Origin of the sequence: Methylobacterium sp. Leaf91, assembly GCF_001422815.1 — a bacterium.
Lineage (GTDB): Bacteria > Pseudomonadota > Alphaproteobacteria > Rhizobiales > Beijerinckiaceae > Methylobacterium.
In genome coordinates, this window is the sequence record NZ_LMMP01000003.1 from 181652 (window position 1) to 201782 (window position 20131).

General features: G+C 64.8%; 15 protein-coding genes. All 15 read right to left on the reverse strand.

From position 1 onward, the window contains the following. Nucleotides 1-18: 18 nt before the first annotated feature. On the reverse strand, nt 19-849 hold the full coding sequence (locus ASF32_RS04390; RefSeq protein ID WP_056424024.1) for a hypothetical protein: 831 nt from the start codon (nt 847-849) through the stop codon (nt 19-21). Continuing rightward, nucleotides 764-2803 carry a hypothetical protein gene (locus ASF32_RS04395; protein WP_056424026.1) on the reverse strand — a complete coding sequence of 680 codons (2040 nt, stop codon included), beginning with the start codon at nt 2801-2803 and terminating at the stop codon, nt 764-766. The genes ASF32_RS04390 and ASF32_RS04395 overlap by 86 nt, the downstream gene beginning before the upstream one ends. A 97-nt stretch (nt 2804-2900) precedes the next feature. Next, nucleotides 2901-3098 carry a hypothetical protein gene (locus ASF32_RS04400; protein WP_056424027.1) on the reverse strand — a complete coding sequence of 66 codons (198 nt, stop codon included), beginning with the start codon at nt 3096-3098 and terminating at the stop codon, nt 2901-2903. Nucleotides 3099-3103: 5 nt separating this feature from the next. Beyond that, on the reverse strand, nt 3104-3652 hold the full coding sequence (locus tag ASF32_RS04405; protein ID WP_056424030.1) for a hypothetical protein: 549 nt from the start codon (nt 3650-3652) through the stop codon (nt 3104-3106). 9 nt (nt 3653-3661) lie between these two features. Further along, nucleotides 3662-5245 (reverse strand): FAD-dependent oxidoreductase, encoded by a 1584-nt coding sequence (locus tag ASF32_RS04410; RefSeq protein ID WP_056424032.1) that lies wholly within the window; start codon nt 5243-5245, stop codon nt 3662-3664. A gap of 3 nt (nt 5246-5248) precedes the next feature. Continuing rightward, nucleotides 5249-7129 (reverse strand): hypothetical protein, encoded by a 1881-nt coding sequence (locus ASF32_RS04415; RefSeq protein WP_210166856.1) that lies wholly within the window; start codon nt 7127-7129, stop codon nt 5249-5251. A gap of 180 nt (nt 7130-7309) precedes the next feature. Beyond that, the gene (locus ASF32_RS04420) at nt 7310-11113 is read right to left on the reverse strand and encodes a host specificity factor TipJ family phage tail protein (RefSeq protein ID WP_056424035.1); all 3804 of its coding nucleotides are present in this window, start codon (nt 11111-11113) and stop codon (nt 7310-7312) included. Then, the gene (locus ASF32_RS04425; protein WP_056424037.1) at nt 11110-11667 is read right to left on the reverse strand and encodes an NlpC/P60 family protein; all 558 of its coding nucleotides are present in this window, start codon (nt 11665-11667) and stop codon (nt 11110-11112) included. The genes ASF32_RS04420 and ASF32_RS04425 overlap by 4 nt, the downstream gene beginning before the upstream one ends. 7 nt (nt 11668-11674) lie before the next feature. After that, on the reverse strand, nt 11675-12181 hold the full coding sequence (locus ASF32_RS04430; RefSeq protein WP_056424039.1) for a hypothetical protein: 507 nt from the start codon (nt 12179-12181) through the stop codon (nt 11675-11677). Then, nucleotides 12169-12609 (reverse strand): hypothetical protein, encoded by a 441-nt coding sequence (locus ASF32_RS04435; protein ID WP_056424041.1) that lies wholly within the window; start codon nt 12607-12609, stop codon nt 12169-12171. Before ASF32_RS04435 ends, ASF32_RS04430 begins: the two co-directional genes overlap by 13 nt. Next, nucleotides 12606-16418: a phage tail length tape measure family protein gene (locus tag ASF32_RS04440; protein ID WP_056424043.1), complete on the reverse strand. Its 3813-nt coding sequence runs from the start codon at nt 16416-16418 to the stop codon at nt 12606-12608. The genes ASF32_RS04435 and ASF32_RS04440 overlap by 4 nt, the downstream gene beginning before the upstream one ends. A 652-nt stretch (nt 16419-17070) precedes the next feature. After that, the gene (locus ASF32_RS04450) at nt 17071-17460 is read right to left on the reverse strand and encodes a hypothetical protein (protein WP_056424045.1); all 390 of its coding nucleotides are present in this window, start codon (nt 17458-17460) and stop codon (nt 17071-17073) included. Between the two features lie 43 nt (nt 17461-17503). After that, nucleotides 17504-18451, reverse strand: coding sequence for a phage tail tube protein (locus tag ASF32_RS04455; RefSeq protein WP_056424047.1), 948 nt, complete (start codon nt 18449-18451; stop codon nt 17504-17506). Nucleotides 18452-18471: 20 nt separating this feature from the next. Further along, the gene (locus tag ASF32_RS04460; RefSeq protein ID WP_056424049.1) at nt 18472-18906 is read right to left on the reverse strand and encodes a hypothetical protein; all 435 of its coding nucleotides are present in this window, start codon (nt 18904-18906) and stop codon (nt 18472-18474) included. A 210-nt stretch (nt 18907-19116) separates the two neighbouring features. Then, a partial coding sequence (locus ASF32_RS26305; RefSeq protein ID WP_244483591.1) for a hypothetical protein occupies nt 19117-19344 on the reverse strand: 228 nt, incomplete at its 5' end. Nucleotides 19345-20131 lie beyond the last annotated feature (787 nt).

The following is a 20131-nucleotide window of genomic DNA, read 5'->3' on the forward strand; positions in this document are numbered from 1 at the left end:
GCGCGTCAGCCGGTCAGGCTAGAGAGTGATGCCGTACCGGGTGCGAAGGAAGGCTACATGCTCGACGACGTAGCCCCACAGCTCGCTGGTCCGGTTGAGCGGCACGTCGATGATGATGTCGTCGGTCATCCGGCCCTTGAACACCGTAGAGGCGTTGTCGTTCGGCCCCCCGCCAATGACCCAGGCGTCGTCCGTGCCCACCGTGAGGGCCGTATGCGTGAACTCGCTGTAGACCTTCGGGTCGTTGATGCAGATGCGGGATTTGCGGCTGACCGCATCGAACGCAATCACCTGCACATGCGGCGTGCCAGCGGCCGGTAGGAGCTGCCCGAGGTTCGTGTTGTTGGACGAGGAGCCGATGGCGAACTGCTGTTTAGTCTGTCCACTGACGTTGCGGGTGGAGAGCCGATGATTATAGGCGTCGCTTTGGCTGCCGTAGACCGCGACCGTGTTGCGCAATCCGGTGAGGGTGGGCGCGTACATCTCGGCATCCAGGGACAGAACAACGATCCTGGCGAAGCTGCTAACGACGTCCTTCTTTTCGTACTGGACGCCAGCCCCGACCGATCCATCGAAGTAGAGCGACTTGTGCCCGTTGAAGGTCGGGTCGGCGTCGATAAGCGTGACACCCGTGGCCGAGGACGTGATCGGAGATCCCGTGACCTTGCATTTGCCCACGACACCACCGGTGACGGCACGGGCCATGTAGTCGGCGTTCATCTCGTGGATGCCGTAGGCGCGGCGACCGAAGTATTTGTCAGCGTCATCCCAGGTCAGGGTCTTTGCCCCGGCGATATCGGAGACGCCAGCGGCATCCTGGCGACGAAGAGGGGTCGGCTTGATGGACATACCGGGCGGTCCTTATGCGGTGGTGACAGGAAGGGCGTGGGCGACACAGTCCCGATAGATCGGGTTGCCGCGCCGATTGAGCTTGCCGGTGTCGGTGCGGAAGGTGGTTCGCGGTCCTGTGGTCGGGCCGCCGTTGTTGCCTGAGATGCCGTCGAGGCCGATCCGAAGACGCGGGCTTCCCCCGGTGGGAACCGCGCTGAGCTGGTATCTGACCACGCGCGTGCCTGGCGTGAACTGTGCCGAGCCCGGCACGATGGAAACGCTGTTCCCCGTCCCGTCGTCCGACCAGACCACGCCATCGTTGCCGGGGTCGGTGACGCGGCTTCGGTCGATGCCGAACGTCCCCGGCAGGTCCCGAAATGTGAGTGCCACGTCGATGCCGGACCTGATCGCGGAGATACCCGACAGCGGAAGCGACACGCCGCCCTTGCGGTGCAGATCGATGGCGTAGCCGTAGCGCCGAGCCCGGCACGATGGAAACGCTGTTCCCCGTCCCGTCGTCCGACCAGACCACGCCATCGTTGCCGGGGTCGGTGACGCGGCTTCGGTCGATGCCGAACGTCCCCGGCAGGTCCCGGAATGTGAGTGCCACGTCGATGCCGGACCTGATCGCGGAGATACCCGACAGCGGAAGCGACACGCCGCCCTTGCGGTGCAGATCGATGGCGTAGCCGTAGACCGCGCCGTGGTCGACATAGCCTTCTGCGGTGAAGTGCTGCTTATCTAACTGCGCGACCGGGACGTTGCTGGTCACGAGGTTCGACCCGGTCCAGGAGTTCATCTGGCACAGGTACATCGGCACGGACTCGGTCGTGCCCTTGATAGCCTGGACGCGAGCCTCGAACCGCCTCTGGATGTCTACCAGCGCACCCTTGTAGAAGGCGACCGAGCTGGACGGAGATGCGTTGCTCTCGCCCTGGACGAAGCTGAGTGCCACTTCATGCTGCAGGCCGAAAAGCTGCGCCAGCTTCCAGGATTGGGCCACGGCAGCAACCGCGTTCTCGAACAGCACGCCGCCTTCGAGGAACTTGTCCACCGTGAGGCCACCCACGCCGTGAGCGCTCTCAAGCACCGCCACGTCGCTCGGGAGCGATCCGGTACGTGTCAGGTACTCGCCCTCGCTCGACATGAAGGTTTCGCTGTACCGTTCGCGGCAGTCGATCAGGCTCTCGATGTTGGCGGGCGGCACCGGGACGTTCGGAACACCGTCCTTGAGATACAGGCTGTTGTGATCCGAGCCGTAGGTCAGCACGCCCGCGTTGAAGCTCAGAACCCGACCTGGGCGAACCGGCGCCGTCGTGAACAGTGGCGTGCCAGAGTTGCCCACGCTGAGAGACTGGCCGAGGCCGGCACGGTGGAAAAGCTTGGTCGTCGATAGGAGGTGGTTCGATGACCCGTAGAGCTTGGTCCGGGTGCGAGAGAATACGCCAGCCGCCGTTATCCGATCGAATTCCGCCGTCGCATTGCGGACTTCGCAGCGAACCACATCAGCCGAGGCCGTGAGGCGAACACGCGCGCCGTTCTTATCGAAGGCATAGGCATCGCCGGCAATGATGGTGGGGCGCCAATCGCGCTCAAGAACGACGCCGACCTCTGCAACCCCATCCCCGTCGATCCTCGACAACTGGATCGCAGTATTGGTGACGGGGTCGAGATCGGTCGTAACCAGATCCTTCGACCCGAAATAATAGATCCGGTCGTCCACGTTGTCGCGAAGATCCTCGATGCTCGCTCGGATCGGATCGAGCGGGTCAATCGGGCCGAGGATCGTCTTTCCGTCGGCGTCGGTCTGCCGCAAGATTTGAGCGGGAGACGCCCCAGACACCTGAAGATCCTTGTACCCAAAGAAGTAGATCGCCTCCTGGGTTGCGCCGACCGCAGCGGCAACGACCTGATCTAAGTCGACCTCCTTCGCGACCCTATCGGCAGCCGACGTCACTCCCTGAACGAGCATGGGATAGTCCTCAAATTTTGCTGGGTTCAAAGGAAGGGCGGGCGCCGATAGGTTGCTGGCGCTCTGATCCGTCAGCGTGTCGCCGGGATGCGCCCGCTTATTGAGGCTTGATCTCGCCCATCTCGGTCACGGTCCAACCCTCCTCAACGGGCGCTTCATCGAGGATTTGGATGGCGCGCATCCCCCGGTATTGCTCGGGAAGAAGCTCGCCCTCGTTCAAAGTCTCGACCTTGATGACGCGCGCAGGTTGGCATGCCTCGTTGATGATGGCGTAGATTTTGGGAAACCCGTTCACGTCTCTTATGGCACAAGCCCCGTTTCTTCGTTCGCAATGATGACGCGCCCGTACACCAGCACGCTGATGAGGCATGGGTTCGCGCTGGCTTTTTCGACGTTGAGATAGATGTAGTCGCAGACGCGAGGCAGGTCGGGCACGATGACCGGCAGCATCGCTTTCCAGCTCACGAGCGTCGAGAGGTTGTCGGCGCTCAGATCCGTCAGCTTGTCGCCGGTCTTGTTCGGTCCGGTCCAGATCGATGCCACGCACCCGACCGGCGTATCCGTCGTGAGACCGACGATGATCTCCCGAAAGACCGACATGAACGCTTCAATGCGGATCGGCTTGTCGCCGGTCGTCGCAAGGTCGAGGTCACGCGCTTCGCCGAGCCAGGGGCGGACCTCGAACAGCGAATGCCCTCCCCGCGCTCCGGGGTTCTTGATGCGGGCCGGCCAGACGGCGTCCAGCTCGACCGTCACTAGGTTGCCGCCTATGTTGACGAGATAGCCGTCCGACTCCGGCAGCTGGAGCGACGCCCCAGCACTACCACCGCCCAGATTGAAAAGGCCCATGGCGGTCTCCTATGCCGGGTACTGAAGGATGGCGTTCGCCGCCTTCATCTTGACGAGCAGATCGGCGTAGGGAACGGCGCCAATCTTGGCGTTCCTCCCGATTGCGAGCGCGATCAGCATGCCGAGGGATTGGCCGACTAGACCGGCGGTCTGCTCGATACGGTAAGACGCGCGGAATATGGTCGACCCGCCGACGCCCCAGCACACGACCAGGTTCGAGCACTCGCTCGCGAACGGCAGGCAGGCCCGGAGCGGGATCGAGTAGCGGCGGTGGTTGCTGTAGTCGATGCCGCCGTCGAACCGGCCCTGCAGCCCACCAGGCAGGGGGTATCGGTAGAAGGCGTGGAAGTCGGGGTGGTACCCCCCGACCGCGATCGGGTCCGAGAAGTACCCAGCAATGTTGAGGCCGGTGTCGTCGTACATGTCATGCGTGCGCATCGTGTACTGGGCCCGGATGCTCCGGTCGTCGCGGACGTAGTAGGCTGGAGGATGACCGGGGAACCCGATGTAGTCGGTCTGGAACTCGTCGAGCGGCAGGCCCCAATCGTTGATGTCGTTGCGGCGGGACTCAGGCACTCGCGGATCGTTGGCCGCCGTCCAGTTCGCCCCCATCGTCGCGTAGCAGGCGCGAAGGGCGATCTTGTCACGCTCGGCATAGGAGCGATTGCCCCATCCGTTCGTGAAGATGCCAGCGAGATCTCCGCCGTTGGTGCTGTAGCGTCCCGGCGAGTTCGGAGACGTGTCCGGGGTGCCGGAGACCGGGCGCGGCGAAAGGTCGAGGGGGAAGAGCCCGCCGGCTTGTCCCTTCAGGATCATGTCGACGATCCGGTCTGTGTCCGCATCGCGCCAGCCGGGGGGCTTCGGCCACGGCAAGCGAGCCGTCTTGTACCTGAGCGAGTAGCGCCAGCCGTAGGCCTGCGCCCGCGGCCCGCCGCCGCCAATCACCTGCCCGACGAAGGGCGGTTGCGTGACGTTTGGATAGCGGTCGCCGCGATCGTCGACCAGCCGCCCAGGTGTCAGGTCGTAAGGCTTATGCCCCGGCAGACTGAGGAGGCCGCGCTCGTCCGGGTACTCCACCTTCTCGCGGAACAGATACCTGCTGTCGCGGCCATACCGCATACTGATGCCGGCCAGGGCAGGCAGGTCGCATTCGTAGGAGCCGTCGCCCCAATAATTGGACCAGTAGGTGTCGCCGTTCTCAAGCTCGACGTACTCGATCGCGGTTCGATCGCTCGCCTTACGGTAGACGTTCCTGATCCGCGCCTTGGTAACGACCGTGACGCGAGGCGTATCCAAGAGGAGAGCATTGACCGCCGCAATGGCCTCGTCACTGCTGAAGTCCTTCTGCTCCGAGCCGTCCGTTCGATTGTAGGGAGGGTGCGAGGCAATGTACTGGAAGAACCTGAGCACCCAACCCCAACGCGTGTTGGTGATCCAGTCGCCCACGCCCAGCCCGCCGGTGGTCATCCCACCGATGTGGCCGGTCCATTCCAGCACGATGACGTTGTATCCAGCGTCGGCCACCTCGCGGGCCAGGATCAGGCCGGGAAAAGTCGCACCGTTGACGATGAAGTCGGCTGTGAACTTTGCCATCGCTCAAGCTCCAAAGGTCGCAAGCGTCGCCTTGTATTCAGCGACGGCGGCATCGATCGAGAAGAGCTGAGCGTCGGTCATGGCCTCGCCGCAGAACGCAAAGTCTACCGAGATGGTGGAAAATTGGACGGGGACGTTGGCGCCGCCGGAGCTGCTGTTCTGCGCCAGCACGAACATCTCGTAAGGGACAGCGCCAAGGCCGGTGCTCACTATCGGCGTCGCTACGTCTTGAGCGGTCTGTTTGTAGATCGCCCTGTAGGATGCCGCCCTGCTGCGACTGACGGCGAACAAGCCGCCCCGACCGCCGACTTCGATCAAATCGCTTGATACTGTCGCCGATCGCGTCGTGGCCTGGCTGTTCGACCGGTTCGCGGAGATGCCGGTCGTGGCGGAGCCCATGGTCGTCGGCGTTCCCGTCGCCCCCTGCAACGTGTCGTCCACGTAAGCTCCAAAGGAGTGGGACGTCGCGTCGAAGTATCCGGCATCCTGGCTGGGGACGTAGTTCGTGCTGATGTACTGATCGACGCCGTTGCCCTTGTAGCCCTTGTACTTCGTGAAGGTCGGGCCGTTGAAGCGCGACCAGGCAATATCCCGAACGAGATCCTGTGCGGCCGTGACCGTGTCGATGTTGGCAAGGATCGCTGCCGCGCGGAACTTGTAGTAGGCGCCGGACTCGCGGAAGCGGTTGATGAGCTTCGTGACCGCGGCACGTTCCGCCGTGTTGGCGTTGCCGGACCCCCTAGCGAGATAGACCGCGGCAATCATATCGCCGACCACGTCCATGCCGGAGCGGTTGGTGTAGTTCGCGAAGACGGAGACCGAGCCTGTCTTCGCCATGGCGTAGATGGCGTCGGTTCGGCAATACCGCTGCTCGTACCCTCCGCTGGGCGGCAGAAGCATGGTGTGCTTCGCACCTTCCACCGGCGGCGATCCGAAGCCGATGAGAAGGGCGCTCGTCGCAGAAGTGTTGATGATCTGGACGTTGTTGCGGCTCGGATCTGCCGGGATCAGCACGACCGGCGCCGTTCCGACAGTCGCGTCCGCAACGTGCGGAATGAACTTCTCCATCATGAGATCCTTGAAGGCGGCAAAGGTGATCAGGCTGGTCGACTTCCGGTCGGCGCTGACTGTCGCGACGAAGTCGGTGTCTCCGAGGGTTGTGATCAGGGGCGCGGACGTGAGCGGCTGCGGGCCGCGCTCGACACTGACGACGTCGATAGAGCCGCTGCCCTTGCCGCCGGGGATCAGGTTGACGCGTCGGGTGCCGGCGGGCAGGTCGACCGTGCCGAAGCCGGCGGCGCGCGAAGCGCGGAAGATCAAGGTCTTGAAACCCTGATCGACGGTCAGCGCCTCTGCTGGGAGAGGGACGGTGCCGTTGTCGGTGCCATCGGCGTTGAAGCACCCAAAGGCGAAGACCGGAGCGTTGTTGGCCGGCGTCGCATCATCAGCGCTCCGCTTGACCGTAACTCTGAACTCCTCGATCTGATCGTCGATGAGGGGGACCTGCGCAATCGGTCGAGCGGCTGCGGCGCCTGCAATCCGGAGCGCTGGGCCTAGCGCCGTCGGAACGATGCTGTAGGCGCCTCCCTCCGTCAGCGGGACGGCTGCGGCCGGCGGTGCGGCGATTGACGCTGTCCACGTCCGGATCGCCTCACCAGGGCGCCCCCAATAACGGGTCGTCCTGACCGCCAAGCCGTCCGCCGCGAGATCCGTCCCGGGCGAAATACCGCCCAAGGCTTCAACGGTCTGCAGGCGGGTAAGAATGCTGGCGATCTGGTTGGTGAACCCCTCGGCCGTGGTGAGACGGTTCTCGATGTCTGCAATATGAGCGCCGACGAGGCTCGTCGAACTGAGGAGGATGGCCTGCAGGCGATCCAGTCCCATCCGACCCGTCGTCGGAGGGCCATCGCCGTTCAGCCGAAAGTCACCGATGAACTCGAAGAGGTCACCGATTGGCAGTTCCGTCGTAAGCGGCATGCACTGGTTCTCCCACGCGCCATCGCTCGCGGAAGCGAAGCAGCGTCAGGTGGTTCGGATGGAGGCTGGATGGAGGCGCCGGAGCGCTTAAGGCACCTGTGCGAACGTGCAGGCCCAGAGCAGCATGCCCTTGCTGGTGTCGCCCGTGTAGGAGGCAGCCCCAGTGTCATCGTAGAAGTAGAAGCGCGTATCGATCGCCGTCAGCGCCGCCGTGCTGGTGAGAACGAGGAGCCAGTAATCGGCGCTCACCTTCACCAGGGTCGCCGTAGCGCCGGTGAAGGCCGCCCCGGCGGTTGCCAGAGCGCCCAGCGTACCCGTCCCGAGGTTGAAGACGACGCGGGTGTAGGTGCCCGTATTCGCTGGGTCGAAGAGGTCAAGGCGACCCCTGGTCCTGCCGTTAGGCTTGATGCCGTAAATTGCCCTGAACTTCTTGCCCGAGGTGAGCCCGGTCGCGTGCCAGAGGATGCTCTTGCTGCCGGAGGCGGCTGTCTCGGAGACCAGGGTAGCAAGCGCGCCATCTGGCCCCGTGGGACCGCCCGCGACCAAGACGGGCGCGGAGAGGCCAGACTTGATCCATGACGCATGGCTGAGATCGTTCGGTGCGATCGTCAGGTTGCCGGCCTGATCGAACTTGGTCATCACCTTCGGGCCATCGACCGGGGAGACGACGCCCGAACCGTTCTTCGCCCGCATCCAGGTCTGCCGATAGCCAAACTCGAACACGTCGTCATAGGTGTCGGATTGGTTCGGGCCATACGCCCCCAGAGGGATGACCGTGGCATCCGCTGCCACCTTGCCAAAGCCGTCCGCGCGAAGGAGTTCGATCGTGCGCGCGTTGGGAGAAAGTGACTGCCGGAAGGTATGGCGGGCCGCTGTGCCGGTCAGGGCTGCGGAGGTGTAGGTTGGGGCGGAGGGGGCCACATCATCTGCCGTCGCGCGGATCGGCGAACCGGCGGCGGGAACGAAGTTGCTGATGTCCGCCCCGGAATCCGTCGAGAGCGCGCCCTCCACCGTATAGGTCTCGGCGTCCGCCAGCGTGCCGGATACGATCACGGTTCGGGTGGAGGCGTTAAGCGGTATCGCGGTCCATGCGGTCGCGCCGGCTGCGCGGTAGCGTCCGACGAGGGATAGATCGTCCCGAGCCGGGGTCGCGCAGGTGAGCTTCAGGAAGGCGACCGTCGTTCCCCCGTTCACCGCGGCGCGCTCGATCGTGACGACGAGGTTGCTCGGGGACGGCGCGTCCGTGGCGCCGACCGTGTGCGTGGCCAGCGCCGTCAGGTCGCCGGCCGTGCCCCGCATGGAGACGCCGCGCGCCTGATACTCAATGGCATCGCCCTTGGCGTATCCGGCGAGGAGGACGCTGCCGGCGCCAGCCAGGGCAGAAGCTGTCTGCCACGCCGTCGTGCCGGCCTTGCGGCTGAGCACCTGGAACGTGGCGAGGGGCGTCGTTCCCGACGGGTTGGGGCGAAGGTTGACCACCACCGGGTAGGGGTTGGCGGGCGTTGCGAGGCTCGATGCGGACGTGCCGGAATCGACGCTGACGATGATCGGCGCGACGGGAATGCTGACCGGCTGATCCACCGGTGCGCCGGCGCGGCCGCTCCAGGCCGGCGGGACATCGGCGGCGACCAATGCCTCGATCTCGGGCGCGTGCGGGATCAGGGTGAGCGCCGCGGTGAAGTCCTTTTGCGGCTGGATGCCCTTCACGGTGCACGCCTGCGAGATCCGGGTGGCCTTCCCGAACATGACGAGGTCGTCCATCTCCGGCAGCTGGCCGGGCCCGTCGAGGATCAGGACGTTCGATGTGCCCGCCACCGTCCGGACCGGGAACACGTTCGAAGTGCCGTCCTTATAGCGAACCCGGGCCGCGTAAGCCTGCCCCTCCTCCATGGTCACCATTTCGTCGAGCATAAGGGCCGACAGGCTTTCCGGCTTCAGGATGATGCGGGCGGCGACCTGATCGCGGTCGAGGACGTCGTGTGAGAGTTCAACCCTGTCGCCGCGGGTCGGCACCAGGCTCTCGAAGTCCTGCGTGACCGTGAAGGTGTCGAGCCGAAGCATGATCTCGTACTGGCGCTTCCTGGCTTCCTTCCAGACCTGACCCGGGTTGGTGATGCCGGGCAGTTCGAGCTTCTCGATGACCTTCGGCTGACCGACGAAGCCCGGCCACGGCACGATCCGGTCGGCCTTGATGAAGCTGTTGGTCTCGTCGAGGAAGCTGACGCGGAAGGCGTCGGGAAAGGTCAGGTAGGACCGCTCCCCCTTGAAGCCCCAGCTGTTGCGCGGCGTGATGTGGGCGGCCACGGTATCGAGGGCCCGGTCGATGACGACGCCCCAGCGGTCGCCCTTGTCGTGCGGGCTAGCGCGGCCGGCGGCGGCGATATCGGACAGCACGTCCAGGACAGACGCCTCGTAATCGTGGATCCGGTTGTAGGTCAGGCCGTTCGCGACACAGTAGGCGTGCCAATCGCCCAGCGCGTCGACCTCGTCGACCGTGAGCGGATAGGCGCCGGCCGGGCCCGTCAGGACGTGCCGGAACAGCGAGGCCGGGTTCTGCGTCTCGCGCTCGATCCACGTGCCAGAGGCCGCATCCCAATCCGGGCAGATGCAGAAGGCGTCGCAATTGTATTCGTCGAGTGTGCCGTTCAGCTGACCCGTCGCGCGGATGCGGATGGCCGAGACCGCCAGCGGCGCGTCGAAGTTGATCGGGTATTCGGGGCGGAACGAGCGCAGGGCCGACCATTGCGAACGGCCGGTGCGCTGGATCTCTTTCTTGGAGAAATCCTGGTCCGGCCGGTCGAAGTCGCCGCTGGTGCGGGTGATCTCGACCTCGTAGAGGCCGCGATCGGTCACGTCGTAGGCGAAGGTCCGCGTGAACGGCTTACCGGAGAGCTTGGCGTAGACCGAGATCGGCCGCGTGGTCCACGTCTCTGTGCCGACCTTGCGGTAGCGCAGGGTGAACGTCGCCTCGACACCGACCTTCTTGCCATCCTTGTCGAGACCGCCGAGACCACCGGGGAAGCCGATATCGATCGAGAACGAGGAGATGTCCGCCTTCGTGAACCGGGTTTGCGGGCCTGCGCCGGGGCCAGCGTTGAGCAGTTCGATCGACAGCGCGCGCTCGACGACCTGACGCGGGGTCAGCGTCAGCGGCGCGTCGCCCACCCGCCCCTCACGGTGCTCGGCCGTGACTTCCTGGTACTTCTCGATCGGCGTCTCACCGATGCGATGGTTGCGCGTGGCGATCGGGCCGTAGCCGTGGATGAAGTTCGCGGTGACGAAGCGGTCGTCCCCGACCGATTCCGTGTAGGGCAGCATCCCATAGGGCGGCGTGGAGCGGTGGAAGCCGAGGAGGCCGGGCACGATACCGTCGGGCTGCGCCTGGTTGCGCAGGCCCTGGATGCCGTAGGTGGCCGCGTCCTTCTTGTCGCTGCGGATCGGGATCAGCGCGTTGATGAGCAGCGTGCCGGCAAGCAGCGTCGTCGCTGTGATGGCGCCGGACAGCACGGTTCCGAGAGCGCCGGTACCGACACCGCCCAGACCACCGAACAGCAACTCACCGGCCAGCATCGGGCCGTAGAACTGACCGGCGGCCACAGCTGCCACCGTCAGGGCGATGGTCAGTACGTTCTTTAGGATGTCGCCCTGCGGCACGACCCGGATCAGCACCTGCGTGCCCGGCTTCGGCTTCACCGCGTGCCAGAGCGCATCCGCGATCGGATGACCGTTCAGGGTGACCCGGAAGTACGCGCCGCCCAGCCTGCGCCCTGCCGGCATGGCCTCGGCGACCATCTGAGCGATGGTCTGGTCGGGGGCGACCGTGAACTCGACCCGGTCGCGGGTCGGGTCGAGCAGGTGCGGCTGTGCGAGAACGCGGACCGGTGCGTTCATACGGGGGCGGCCTGACGCTTCAGGATATCCGCGATTGAGATGCCCTGAGCCAGCACAGGTGCAAGAATGCTAGTCGTGGCAGCGATGACCACTAGGAGCTCCGGCGGTATGGCGCTCAAACTCGCCACGATCCGTTCCTTGTGCCGGTAGACGCCCACCAGGCGCGGCGCCCACTTGCCGGTGGAGTAGTCGACGAGGCAGCTATCCTGATCCCGGTCGATGTGGAGCATGCGACCGCTGCCGGCCGCGATGCCGACGTGATGCGCTAGCCCAGTGCGCTGAAACACGAGGATGTCGAACTCCTGGATGACATCGAGCGACAAGCCATTGGGGGCGACCTCGACCCAAGGACCAGCGGCCGAAGTCGCCTCGGCAAACACCCCAGCGATCTCCGTGCGCTCCTCAAGTGAAGGCACGGCAGCCGCATAATCCGGGACTGCGATACCGAGTTGCTCGGCGTAGACGAGGCGCGCGAGCCCCCAGCACGCGATACCATCGCGCGTGAGACCGCCGACCTGCCAGGGCAGGCCGATGTAGTCGGCAGACCAATGCATGAAGAGCCTACGGAAAGAGGCCAGGGAACCGAGCCGGCGAGAAGCGCCCGGACGGCCACGGCTCGGAGGTGTAGGGCTCGCGCGAGATGTCGAGCGACACGGCATCGGCATCGTAGGACGCCTTCACGCCGCGCAGGTTGGCGTAGCGGGCCTCGACGACGTCCGGCGTTAGGGCCATGACTACCGTCAGGTCGACGCGTGCCGGCGAGGAGATTGCGCGCAACGGCGCGGCCATGTCCGGGGCGACGTTCTCGAAGGCCAGGGTGGTCTTCGGAGGCGTATCCTTCTCGTCGTCGGGCATGATCGCGCCCATGATGACGAAGTCGTAGTCCTGCCCCTGGTGGCGGGTTCCGTAGCGGAGCGGGTCCATCGAGAACATCATCGTCGGATCGCTCGACAGGTAGACCGGCGCCGGCAGGGTGGCGTGCGTGATCTTGATCAGCATCACCGGCCCGTCGTCGGTCGCCGAGGCGTTCATCGCCTGGCGGGCGTTCAGCGAGATCAGGCGGCCCATGAGTACAGCACCGTCATAGGGACCGGGACGACGAAGGACATGCCGCGCGAGCGGGTGCCGGCGCTGGGAGCGGTGCCGCCGAACTGAACCAGCCACCACTTGGAGTTCAGCAAGGCCGCGCCGTTTGCCGTCAGGATCGGCTCGCCGGCCGTCGTCAGGATCGGGATGCCGCCACGGGTCTGGTCAGGAAACCAGAACGGGCGGACACCACCACCGGTATCGACGTCCCAGAAGCGCTCGAGAGTGGTGAACTGCTCGGCGTCGATCTTGATCGACTGCAGGATCGGCTTGCCGACGGCCGACGAGCCGCGGCGCAGCTTCGGGACGCCCCGCTCGGGCGCGGTCTGCAACCGGCCTTCGCGGAGTCCCTCGTTGAACCCCTCGGCGAGAACGCGCTGAGGAAGCGATGCGGGCCAGACGGGGATCATCGAGTAGCGACCCTCGGCTGGTTCATGGCTTGCTGCCCTTGACGGGTGCTCGCGCCCCGAACGAATGCCTCACGGATGACGATCTCATCCCGCTGGCCACCACGCCCGTCGGGCACCTGGCGCTTCTCGACCCGGGCGTCCTCGAACTGGTTGACGATCCGCACGTCGAGAGGCTGCGGCGCGTTCGAGTTGGCCGGGCCATCGAACTTCGGCACGTAGCCGGCGGCAAACCGCGGCAGGCGGTTCTCGTTCATCGCCTTGATGACCGGGCCGAAGCGCCGGGTCGCATCCGCGTTGACGATCGACTCGCCGTTCGAGATCATCGCCAGGATGCTGTCGGATGTGCCGGCGCCGGGCCCGTAGACCACGCCGGCCGGCGTCATGCCGGTGGCGTACTTGGGCAGGATGCTCGACAGGAAGGTGCCGATTGAGCCGCCGTCCTTGCTCGACCCGGCGAACATCATCGAGACCGCGCTATCAAGCACCTTGTCGGACAAGCGCGAGGCCAGACGGCCTAGGGCGTTCGACATGGCGGTGGTCAGGGATGCGCCCTGCGAAAGATCGTTCTTGAGATCCTTCAGGAACCCGCCCGTCGCGCTCTTGGTCTCCGACAAACGCTGGATGTCCCGCAGGCGGTCGCGATAGGTCTCGAACTCCTTGGTGCCTTCCTCGGCGTAGCTGCGCGCGCCCATGTAGGCGGACTGCTCTTCGGGGGTCCGACCGAGCGCGCTATAGGCGTTCGCGGTATCGCGCTCGAACCGCGACGAGAGGGCGGAGGAGGCCGCGGTCTGACGAGCGTCCGCGACGGATTGATATGCCGAGCGCTGAGCCAGCAGTTCCGCCGTCAGATCCTTAGACTTGGCTGCCAGTAATTCCTCAGCGGTCTTGAACCTTATTCCGATCTCTTCGCCATTCTCACGAGCGGCGTTCAACTGCTCTTGGACCGCCCGAAGGTACTCCTGGCGGGACGCGCTCTGGTCGTAGGCAGCGGTTTCAGCGCGCATGGCGATGACACGCTCGTTCGATGCCCGGGCGGGAGCGTTGTTTCCTGTCACGCGGGACTGGCCATAGTCCAGGATGTCCTGGACCGTGGCGTTCCCGTTCTTGAAGACGCGCTGGTTCGACGCCGCGGCTGCGGGATCGATAGAGGCGGCATTGGCCGAGGGGTCCGCGCGGAGCATGCGCTTGGCGCCTTCCGGGCCGAGGAAGTAGCCGAGCTGCACGTTACGCTGAGAAGCCTCGATGCCCGACTTCAGCAGTGAATTGGTGATCTCCTGAAGGTAGATTGCGACGTACTTCTCATTGATCGCCTTGTCGGTCCTCAGCCGTGCGATCCGCTCGTCTGCCTCCTTTCGGTTCGCGCTGGATGCATCGATCTCGGCGGCTGCCTCGGAATCGTACTGCCGATAGAGATTGACGAACGTACTCTTGATGAACTGGCCCGCTCCGAGCGCCGACGAGTCTGGGTTCTTCGCGTTATTGTTGCCCCTGCTCTCGGCCATGATGGTGGTCGCGACGGCATCATTCGGAATGGCCGTCGAGCGAAGGACCGCCTGGCGGTTCTGTGCGGCGAGGGCAGCCAACGCAGAGGTGCGCGCCTCGTTGAGCGTCTCGATCGACACCGTGCGCCGGCCGGCATCGCCCGCCTTCCGAGCCTGATCGACGAGCTGATCGTACTGATGGTTCACCTGCGCGACGGCGAGGGAATAGCCCTGTAGGTCGGCCGTCGACTTCGCGAAATCGGCCTGCTTCAGCGCGGACGCAGCTGCGTCGCCACCCTTCGCCAGGTTTGCGCGCAGTTCGACGACCTGGGCATCGAGGGCCTTGTAGGTTTCGAGCGCCTCCTGCGCGCCAGCGTTGACCTTGGGGTCTGGGCTGAGCAGAACCGTGGACAGGCCTTTACCGATCCGATCCCGGACCGCTTCGAGCGCCTCGATGCTGGCAAGCTCGGGGTTGACGAGCTTCGTGGCGCGGCTGGTCTGGTTCGCAATCTCGTCGGCCTGGGCGCGCGCCGGAGCATTGCGGGCGGTGTCCGCCTGGGTCTGCAGATCGGAAACCACTTTGCGCTGCCGGGTCGCCTCGGCCTCGTAGAGGTAGGAGTTTGAGCGATTGCCGTACTTCGAGCGCGAGGCTTCGAGCTCGTTCAGTCGGGCCTGCGCGTCCGCGATCCGCTTCTCGAACGTATCGGTGCCCTCGCCGAACAAGGCCTTGCCGATGAAGTTGATGTTGTCGGAGAAGCCCTGCTTCGTCCGCTCCCACTCGCGCGAGAGGTCGCCCATCTGGGTCGAAGCCTTGGTCAGCGTCGCCGGCAGCGCGTCGAGAACGACCTTGACGGCTCCGGTCTGGTCGCCCGCCGCGGCCAGCTTCTTCGCCATATCGCCCGCGCCGCCGCCGAGCGGACCGAGCTTCGCCTCCAGTGTGTCGACACCGGTGGCGACGTTCGCAAGAGCGCCGGCCAGTTCGCGGGTTGCGTCGGGGATTTCCTGTTTCGTCGTGGCGGCGTAATCGCGCTGGATCTTGATCAGGTCGCCGAAGAACTGCGGCGCGATGCGACCGGTGGAGGCGTAGACGCCGGCCATCTCGCGGGCAGATGCGATCGACACCTCGCCCTGACGCGCCGACGCCTCAGCCGTGGCGTTCATCTGCGCGACAGTGGCACCGCTGAGACGACCTATACCGTTCAGCGAGACCTGAGCCTCCCGCTGTCCCGCCGAATAGGTGCTGTAGGCGTAGGCGAGCGTGCCGCCGATGGTAGCAATGACGCCGGCCGTCGCAGTGAGCGGCGTGACGAGCTTTCCGATCGCCTCGCCGATGCCGGCGATCATGCCACCGACGCCCTGACCGGGGCCAAGGATCTGGGCCAGCTGCGGGCCCTGCTGCATAAGGATGGTCAGCGGTGACGCCCCGCTGGCGGCGGAGGCGACCACGTCCGAGACCTGATAGGTTACGTTCTGCAGCTGATCCGCCCGCAGGCCGCCGGCGCGCTGACGATCAGCGCTTTTGGCGAGCTCGTCGTAGGTCGTCCGAGCCTTCGCCACAGCGGCGGTATGCTCGTTGACCCGGATCGACCCCTTCGCCAGCAATTCGTCCGCATTGGCGACCGCTGCGTTCATGCGAAGCTGCGCGGCACCGAGAGGGTCGATGACCTCACGAAGAGCGCTGGCCCGCTTCTCCAGGTCTTCCTGCGCGCGTGCTGCCTCCTCGAACACCTCGGCCGATGCGCGGGCAGACTTCACCGGAGCGGCGTTCACGCCATAGGCGGCCGAGACGTTCGCCTGATTGGTAGCAGCCATCTGAGCGGCACGAGCATCCCAAAGGGCGGCGGCGCGGCGCTCCTCTTCGTCGGCAGCGCGCGCGGCTTCCTCGAACACATCGGCCGACGCACGAGCGGATTTCGATGGCGTGGCGCCGATGCCGTAGATCGACGAGAGGTTCGCCTGGGTCGTCGTCGCGAACTGGGCGGCGCGAGCCTCGGCGATGGCCGCGTTGCGGCGCTCCGCTTCCTCAGCGGCCCGAAGTTGCTGCTCGAACACGCCAGCCGAACTACGCGCCGACGTGCTGGGCCCGGCCTCAACGCCGAGAAGCGAATTGATGCTGCTCTGCGCCCTTCCGGCAGCCTCTGCTTCCTTGGCGGCTTGCGCGAGGCGCTGGAACCGCTGAACCTGTCGATCTGAGGCGGTGCCGGCTCTGTCCATCGACACGACCACGCCGTCGAACGCCTGCTTTCCAGCGGCGCCCACGTCGCCAAACTCGCGCTTGACTTCAGCGCCACCCTCGACACCGAGGCGGATTGCGACAGATTGGGTCATCACGCCTCCCGCTCGAAGAGATCAGAATGAAACGCACGCATTTGGCTATCGGACTTTTTTTTCGTTGCAACTTGTTCTGTCGCTCTTGCAGACAAGCGAGGAGTTACCGAAGCAGACCGCAATATTGATAAGTTTTGCCGCCTGCAATCAAAGGGTTCTCCTGAAAATTTTTCAGAATGCAAGAAAGACAGCGTGGTCGGGATGGTTGGCCTGCAAGTATTGTCTTCCGGATCGGATGATCCCGAATATAAAGAGGCGATTAATAGATGTATTGAGATGAATTACATTATACAGGGAATGGTCAATTGGGAGGAGGCATATGAATGCGTAAAGCGCCGCTAGTCTTCCCGCTCTGCCCTGTCTCGATATGCGCCCATCATGATTGCCTCAATGGCCGGCAGCGCCTCGGCTAGTAGGGCAGACTTCGCGCCCATGGCATCCGCCATCATGAGGACGGACCCATAGTCGAGGCCGTACGGCGCATTTTTGCCGTACCGGACCTGGGCGCCGCAGGCTCTAATGACCGCCCAGGCACTGATTCCGTCAGCAGTCTGGGGCGCGTTCTCGGTGTAGGGGCACGCCTCGCATTGGACGCCGCAGGCGGCGCAGTATTCCTGACCCTCGTCGGCAAAATGCCACTCGGCGAGGGCCTTCAGGCGTTTTTTTCCGCCCCTCGATCCAGAGCGGGGCCGACATAAAGGCGGTCGAGGGCGTCGTAGGCCCGCCATTCGTCGAGGAGGAGATCGACGTTCTCCGGTGTGACCGGGGCGAGGTTGCCGTCGGCGTCGCCAACACCCTCCCACTCGACGATCCCGGCATGGGCCAGGGACCGAACGAGGGCGATACCGGCATGCGTCCCGACATTCGGGTTGCCGGCCTCGGCATCCGCTTCTGACGCCACTCGGTTATCCGCGAACACCTTGCCCGCTTCGTCGCGGCCGATCAGCACCATCGCGACGCTGATCGGCTTCACGCGGACACGCACGCCGGGGAGGAGATCGAGCCACGCGAGGTCGGTGGCGGCGGGTTTCAGCTTCAGCATGTGGGACTGACCAGAGGTGCGAGAGGAATCGGGCGAGGCGACGTCAGCCGGTGTAGGCAGTGACGTTGTTCACCAGCGTCGCGGTGACGGACTTGCCGAGCGTCATGTCCTTGGCCGCCTGGAAGGCGAAAGTGGCCTGGACACCAGCGGGACCGGTGACGGGCGTCTTGGCGCGCGGCAGGTAAACGGCGTGCGCCTTGATGATGAGCGAGCGAGCGGCGTCCGTGACCCAGCCGAAGGTCAGCTCCACCGGCTCACCGGAAGTGGCTTGGTCGAGGAGGAGGGTGTTCGCGAACCGGGTCACGATGGAGCCGGTCATGGTGACCATGCCGGGGTCGGCGTCCTCGATGCGGCCGTCGTTCCGAATGACCTCCACCTTGTCGAGGTTGTTCGAGTAGGTGAACTCGGCAGAGACGACGGAGGCGAGCGCGACGCCGTCGCGGGTGATGCTGCCCTGGAACGGTGAGAAGCGCTCGACCGAGGCTTCGAGCGGCGTGCCGGATCCGGAGGAGCCAAGCTTCTTCTCGCCCTGCGCGATGAGGCCGAGCGTTGCCGTGAGCAGGCCAGAGCGCTGCATCTGGACGCGCATGGTGTTGCCGCGGACGCCGAAGTTCTGGCCGTAGCTCGGGACCTCGGGAAGGCCGACCTCGATCGTGGCCGACGGCAGGTCGCGCTTGCCGGATGAGAACACGTGCGTGTTGACCGCACCGGCGGCCGTGGTGACGGGCTCGCCCATCATCAGCCGGAGCCAGTTGCCGAAATTGCGCAGGTCGACCGGCACCACGACGTCGCCGTCGTTGTTGATGACGTCGCGCGTCGGCGGCAGGGATTCGCGACCGTAGCCGAGAAGGTCGTCCGGGATCAGGCCCTGCTCCTCGCCGAGGTTCGACGAGACGAAGGGCAGCTTGCGGTAGCCCGTGGTCGGCGGGGTTCCGTAGGTGGTCTCGAACGCAGCCGTCATGATGGCGTTCGCGCCGCGGGCTCTAGCCATGGTCGTCTCCTCGGGTCGGATCAGTTCAGGGGATCGGTGGTGCCGTAGACGGCGACGAGGCCGACGAGGGCGGACCGGGAGACGGGAGCGCCGTCTGCGGTAAGGGGCTCGGTAACGGCCGCCTGGACCATCACGTAATCGCAGAGGCCGCCGAGCGTCCGGTCTGCAGCCACGGCGGCGCCGACAGCCTGCAGCATCCGGTCGAGGCGGACCTCGGCGGAGACGGTGGCGGTCGCATTGGCCGCGAACTCGAGCGGGATCTCGTGCTCGTAGATCCAGGTGGTCGGGTTGAGCGTAACGTCAGGCTCGCCCGGGTCGCCGTCATCGACGTTGACGTAGCCGCCGGATGAAATCGGACGCTGCTTGACCTCATTCCGATATTGATTTGCCGCAGGAATGGCGGCCTTCAGCAGCGCTGCGACTGCTTGGATCACCTGCTCGCGCTTGCTCGGCATTTTAGGTCACCCGAACTCATTGATGCGCATTTGACGGGTCATGATTGGATGGTCGTCACGGCGGCGCCGCACTGGTCCGGCGCCGGGGTCTCGCTCACCAGGGAAACGAAGGGTGGCAGGGGATAACACCGCCGAACCAAGCCACATTCGGCCAGGAAAATCGCTTCCAGAACTAGTTCGCCGAGGGCGCGTTCAAGCTGCTCTACTTGCTTAAAAGTCCCCACAAGACTGGATCGACCGACCCGACGAAATTTCTCTGATGCAGGAATCAATTGCGTGTGCCCAGATCGCATAGCCTGCGCTTGTTAGATGCAGGCCGTCCCTCGTCATCTCGTCCGCGAGTTGGCCTTTAGGTGCAAGCTCTCGGTTCAAGTCATAGAAGGGTGCCTGACCCTGTTGCGCTAACACCTGGATGCGCGAGTAGGCAAGATCGTCGTCNAGATGCAGGCCGTCCCTCGTCATCTCGTCCGCGAGTTGGCCTTTAGGTGCAAGCTCTCGGTTCAAGTCATAGAAGGGTGCCTGACCCTGTTGCGCTAACACCTGGATGCGCGAGTTAAGGTCGAAGATCATCGCATTGATGTCGGGGCGACGCGCCGGGTTAACAGAAACCGTACTTTGGAAGACCACTGGGATTCCTGCGTCACGCAGTCGGGAAGATATCGCGCTGATGGCCTGCATCGTGGCCTCTGGCGATGCCCCNACAGAAACCGTACTTTGGAAGACCACTGGGATTCCTGCGTCACGCAGTCGGGAAGATATCGCGCTGATGGCCTGCATCGTGGCCTCTGGCGATGCCCCTGACTTCAAGTCGTTCACTCCTACCATGAGGAAAACGGCAGCTGGGCGCTCCTCAATGACGTGATCCAGGCGACGCAATAAATCTCCGGCACCTTCACCACCCACGCCGCGATTGCGCACATCGAGTGGGAAGAACCGACGTGCCCAGTTGCCTTGCTCGGTGAGCGAGTCACCAAGCATGATGATCGGGCGGCCTCTATCAAGCAGCTCCGGCCCAATTGCCCATGTGATGCCTGCCACGGCTATCGCCGTGCCCGTGATCAGGAACCATCGACCCCGAGCGAGACGAATCACGGTTGAACGGCCGCAAATCTCTGCTGCCTTACGTTTCGGCCCCATGCGAGAGCGGGTCGCTCAATCCACCGTGAGGCGACAGCCGCCATCGCGATACAAACCGGAACGGCGAGGACGACCCCCACGATGGGTC

Coding starts and splice junctions, on each gene's coding strand:
- ASF32_RS04425 (WP_056424037.1), bottom strand. CDS start 11,667: ATGCATTGGTCTGCCGACTACATCGGCCTGCCCTGGCAGGTCGGCGGT.
- ASF32_RS04415 (WP_210166856.1), bottom strand. CDS start 7,129: ATGGGACTGGATCGCCTGCAGGCCATCCTCCTCAGTTCGACGAGCCTC.
- ASF32_RS04435 (WP_056424041.1), bottom strand. CDS start 12,609: ATGATCCCCGTCTGGCCCGCATCGCTTCCTCAGCGCGTTCTCGCCGAG.
- ASF32_RS04455 (WP_056424047.1), bottom strand. CDS start 18,451: ATGGCTAGAGCCCGCGGCGCGAACGCCATCATGACGGCTGCGTTCGAG.
- ASF32_RS04410 (WP_056424032.1), bottom strand. CDS start 5,245: ATGGCAAAGTTCACAGCCGACTTCATCGTCAACGGTGCGACTTTTCCC.
- ASF32_RS04395 (WP_056424026.1), bottom strand. CDS start 2,803: ATGCTCGTTCAGGGAGTGACGTCGGCTGCCGATAGGGTCGCGAAGGAG.
- ASF32_RS04460 (WP_056424049.1), bottom strand. CDS start 18,906: ATGCCGAGCAAGCGCGAGCAGGTGATCCAAGCAGTCGCAGCGCTGCTG.
- ASF32_RS04430 (WP_056424039.1), bottom strand. CDS start 12,181: ATGGGCCGCCTGATCTCGCTGAACGCCCGCCAGGCGATGAACGCCTCG.
- ASF32_RS04390 (WP_056424024.1), bottom strand. CDS start 849: ATGTCCATCAAGCCGACCCCTCTTCGTCGCCAGGATGCCGCTGGCGTC.
- ASF32_RS04440 (WP_056424043.1), bottom strand. CDS start 16,418: ATGACCCAATCTGTCGCAATCCGCCTCGGTGTCGAGGGTGGCGCTGAA.
- ASF32_RS04450 (WP_056424045.1), bottom strand. CDS start 17,460: ATGCTGAAGCTGAAACCCGCCGCCACCGACCTCGCGTGGCTCGATCTC.
- ASF32_RS04405 (WP_056424030.1), bottom strand. CDS start 3,652: ATGGGCCTTTTCAATCTGGGCGGTGGTAGTGCTGGGGCGTCGCTCCAG.
- ASF32_RS04420 (WP_056424035.1), bottom strand. CDS start 11,113: ATGAACGCACCGGTCCGCGTTCTCGCACAGCCGCACCTGCTCGACCCG.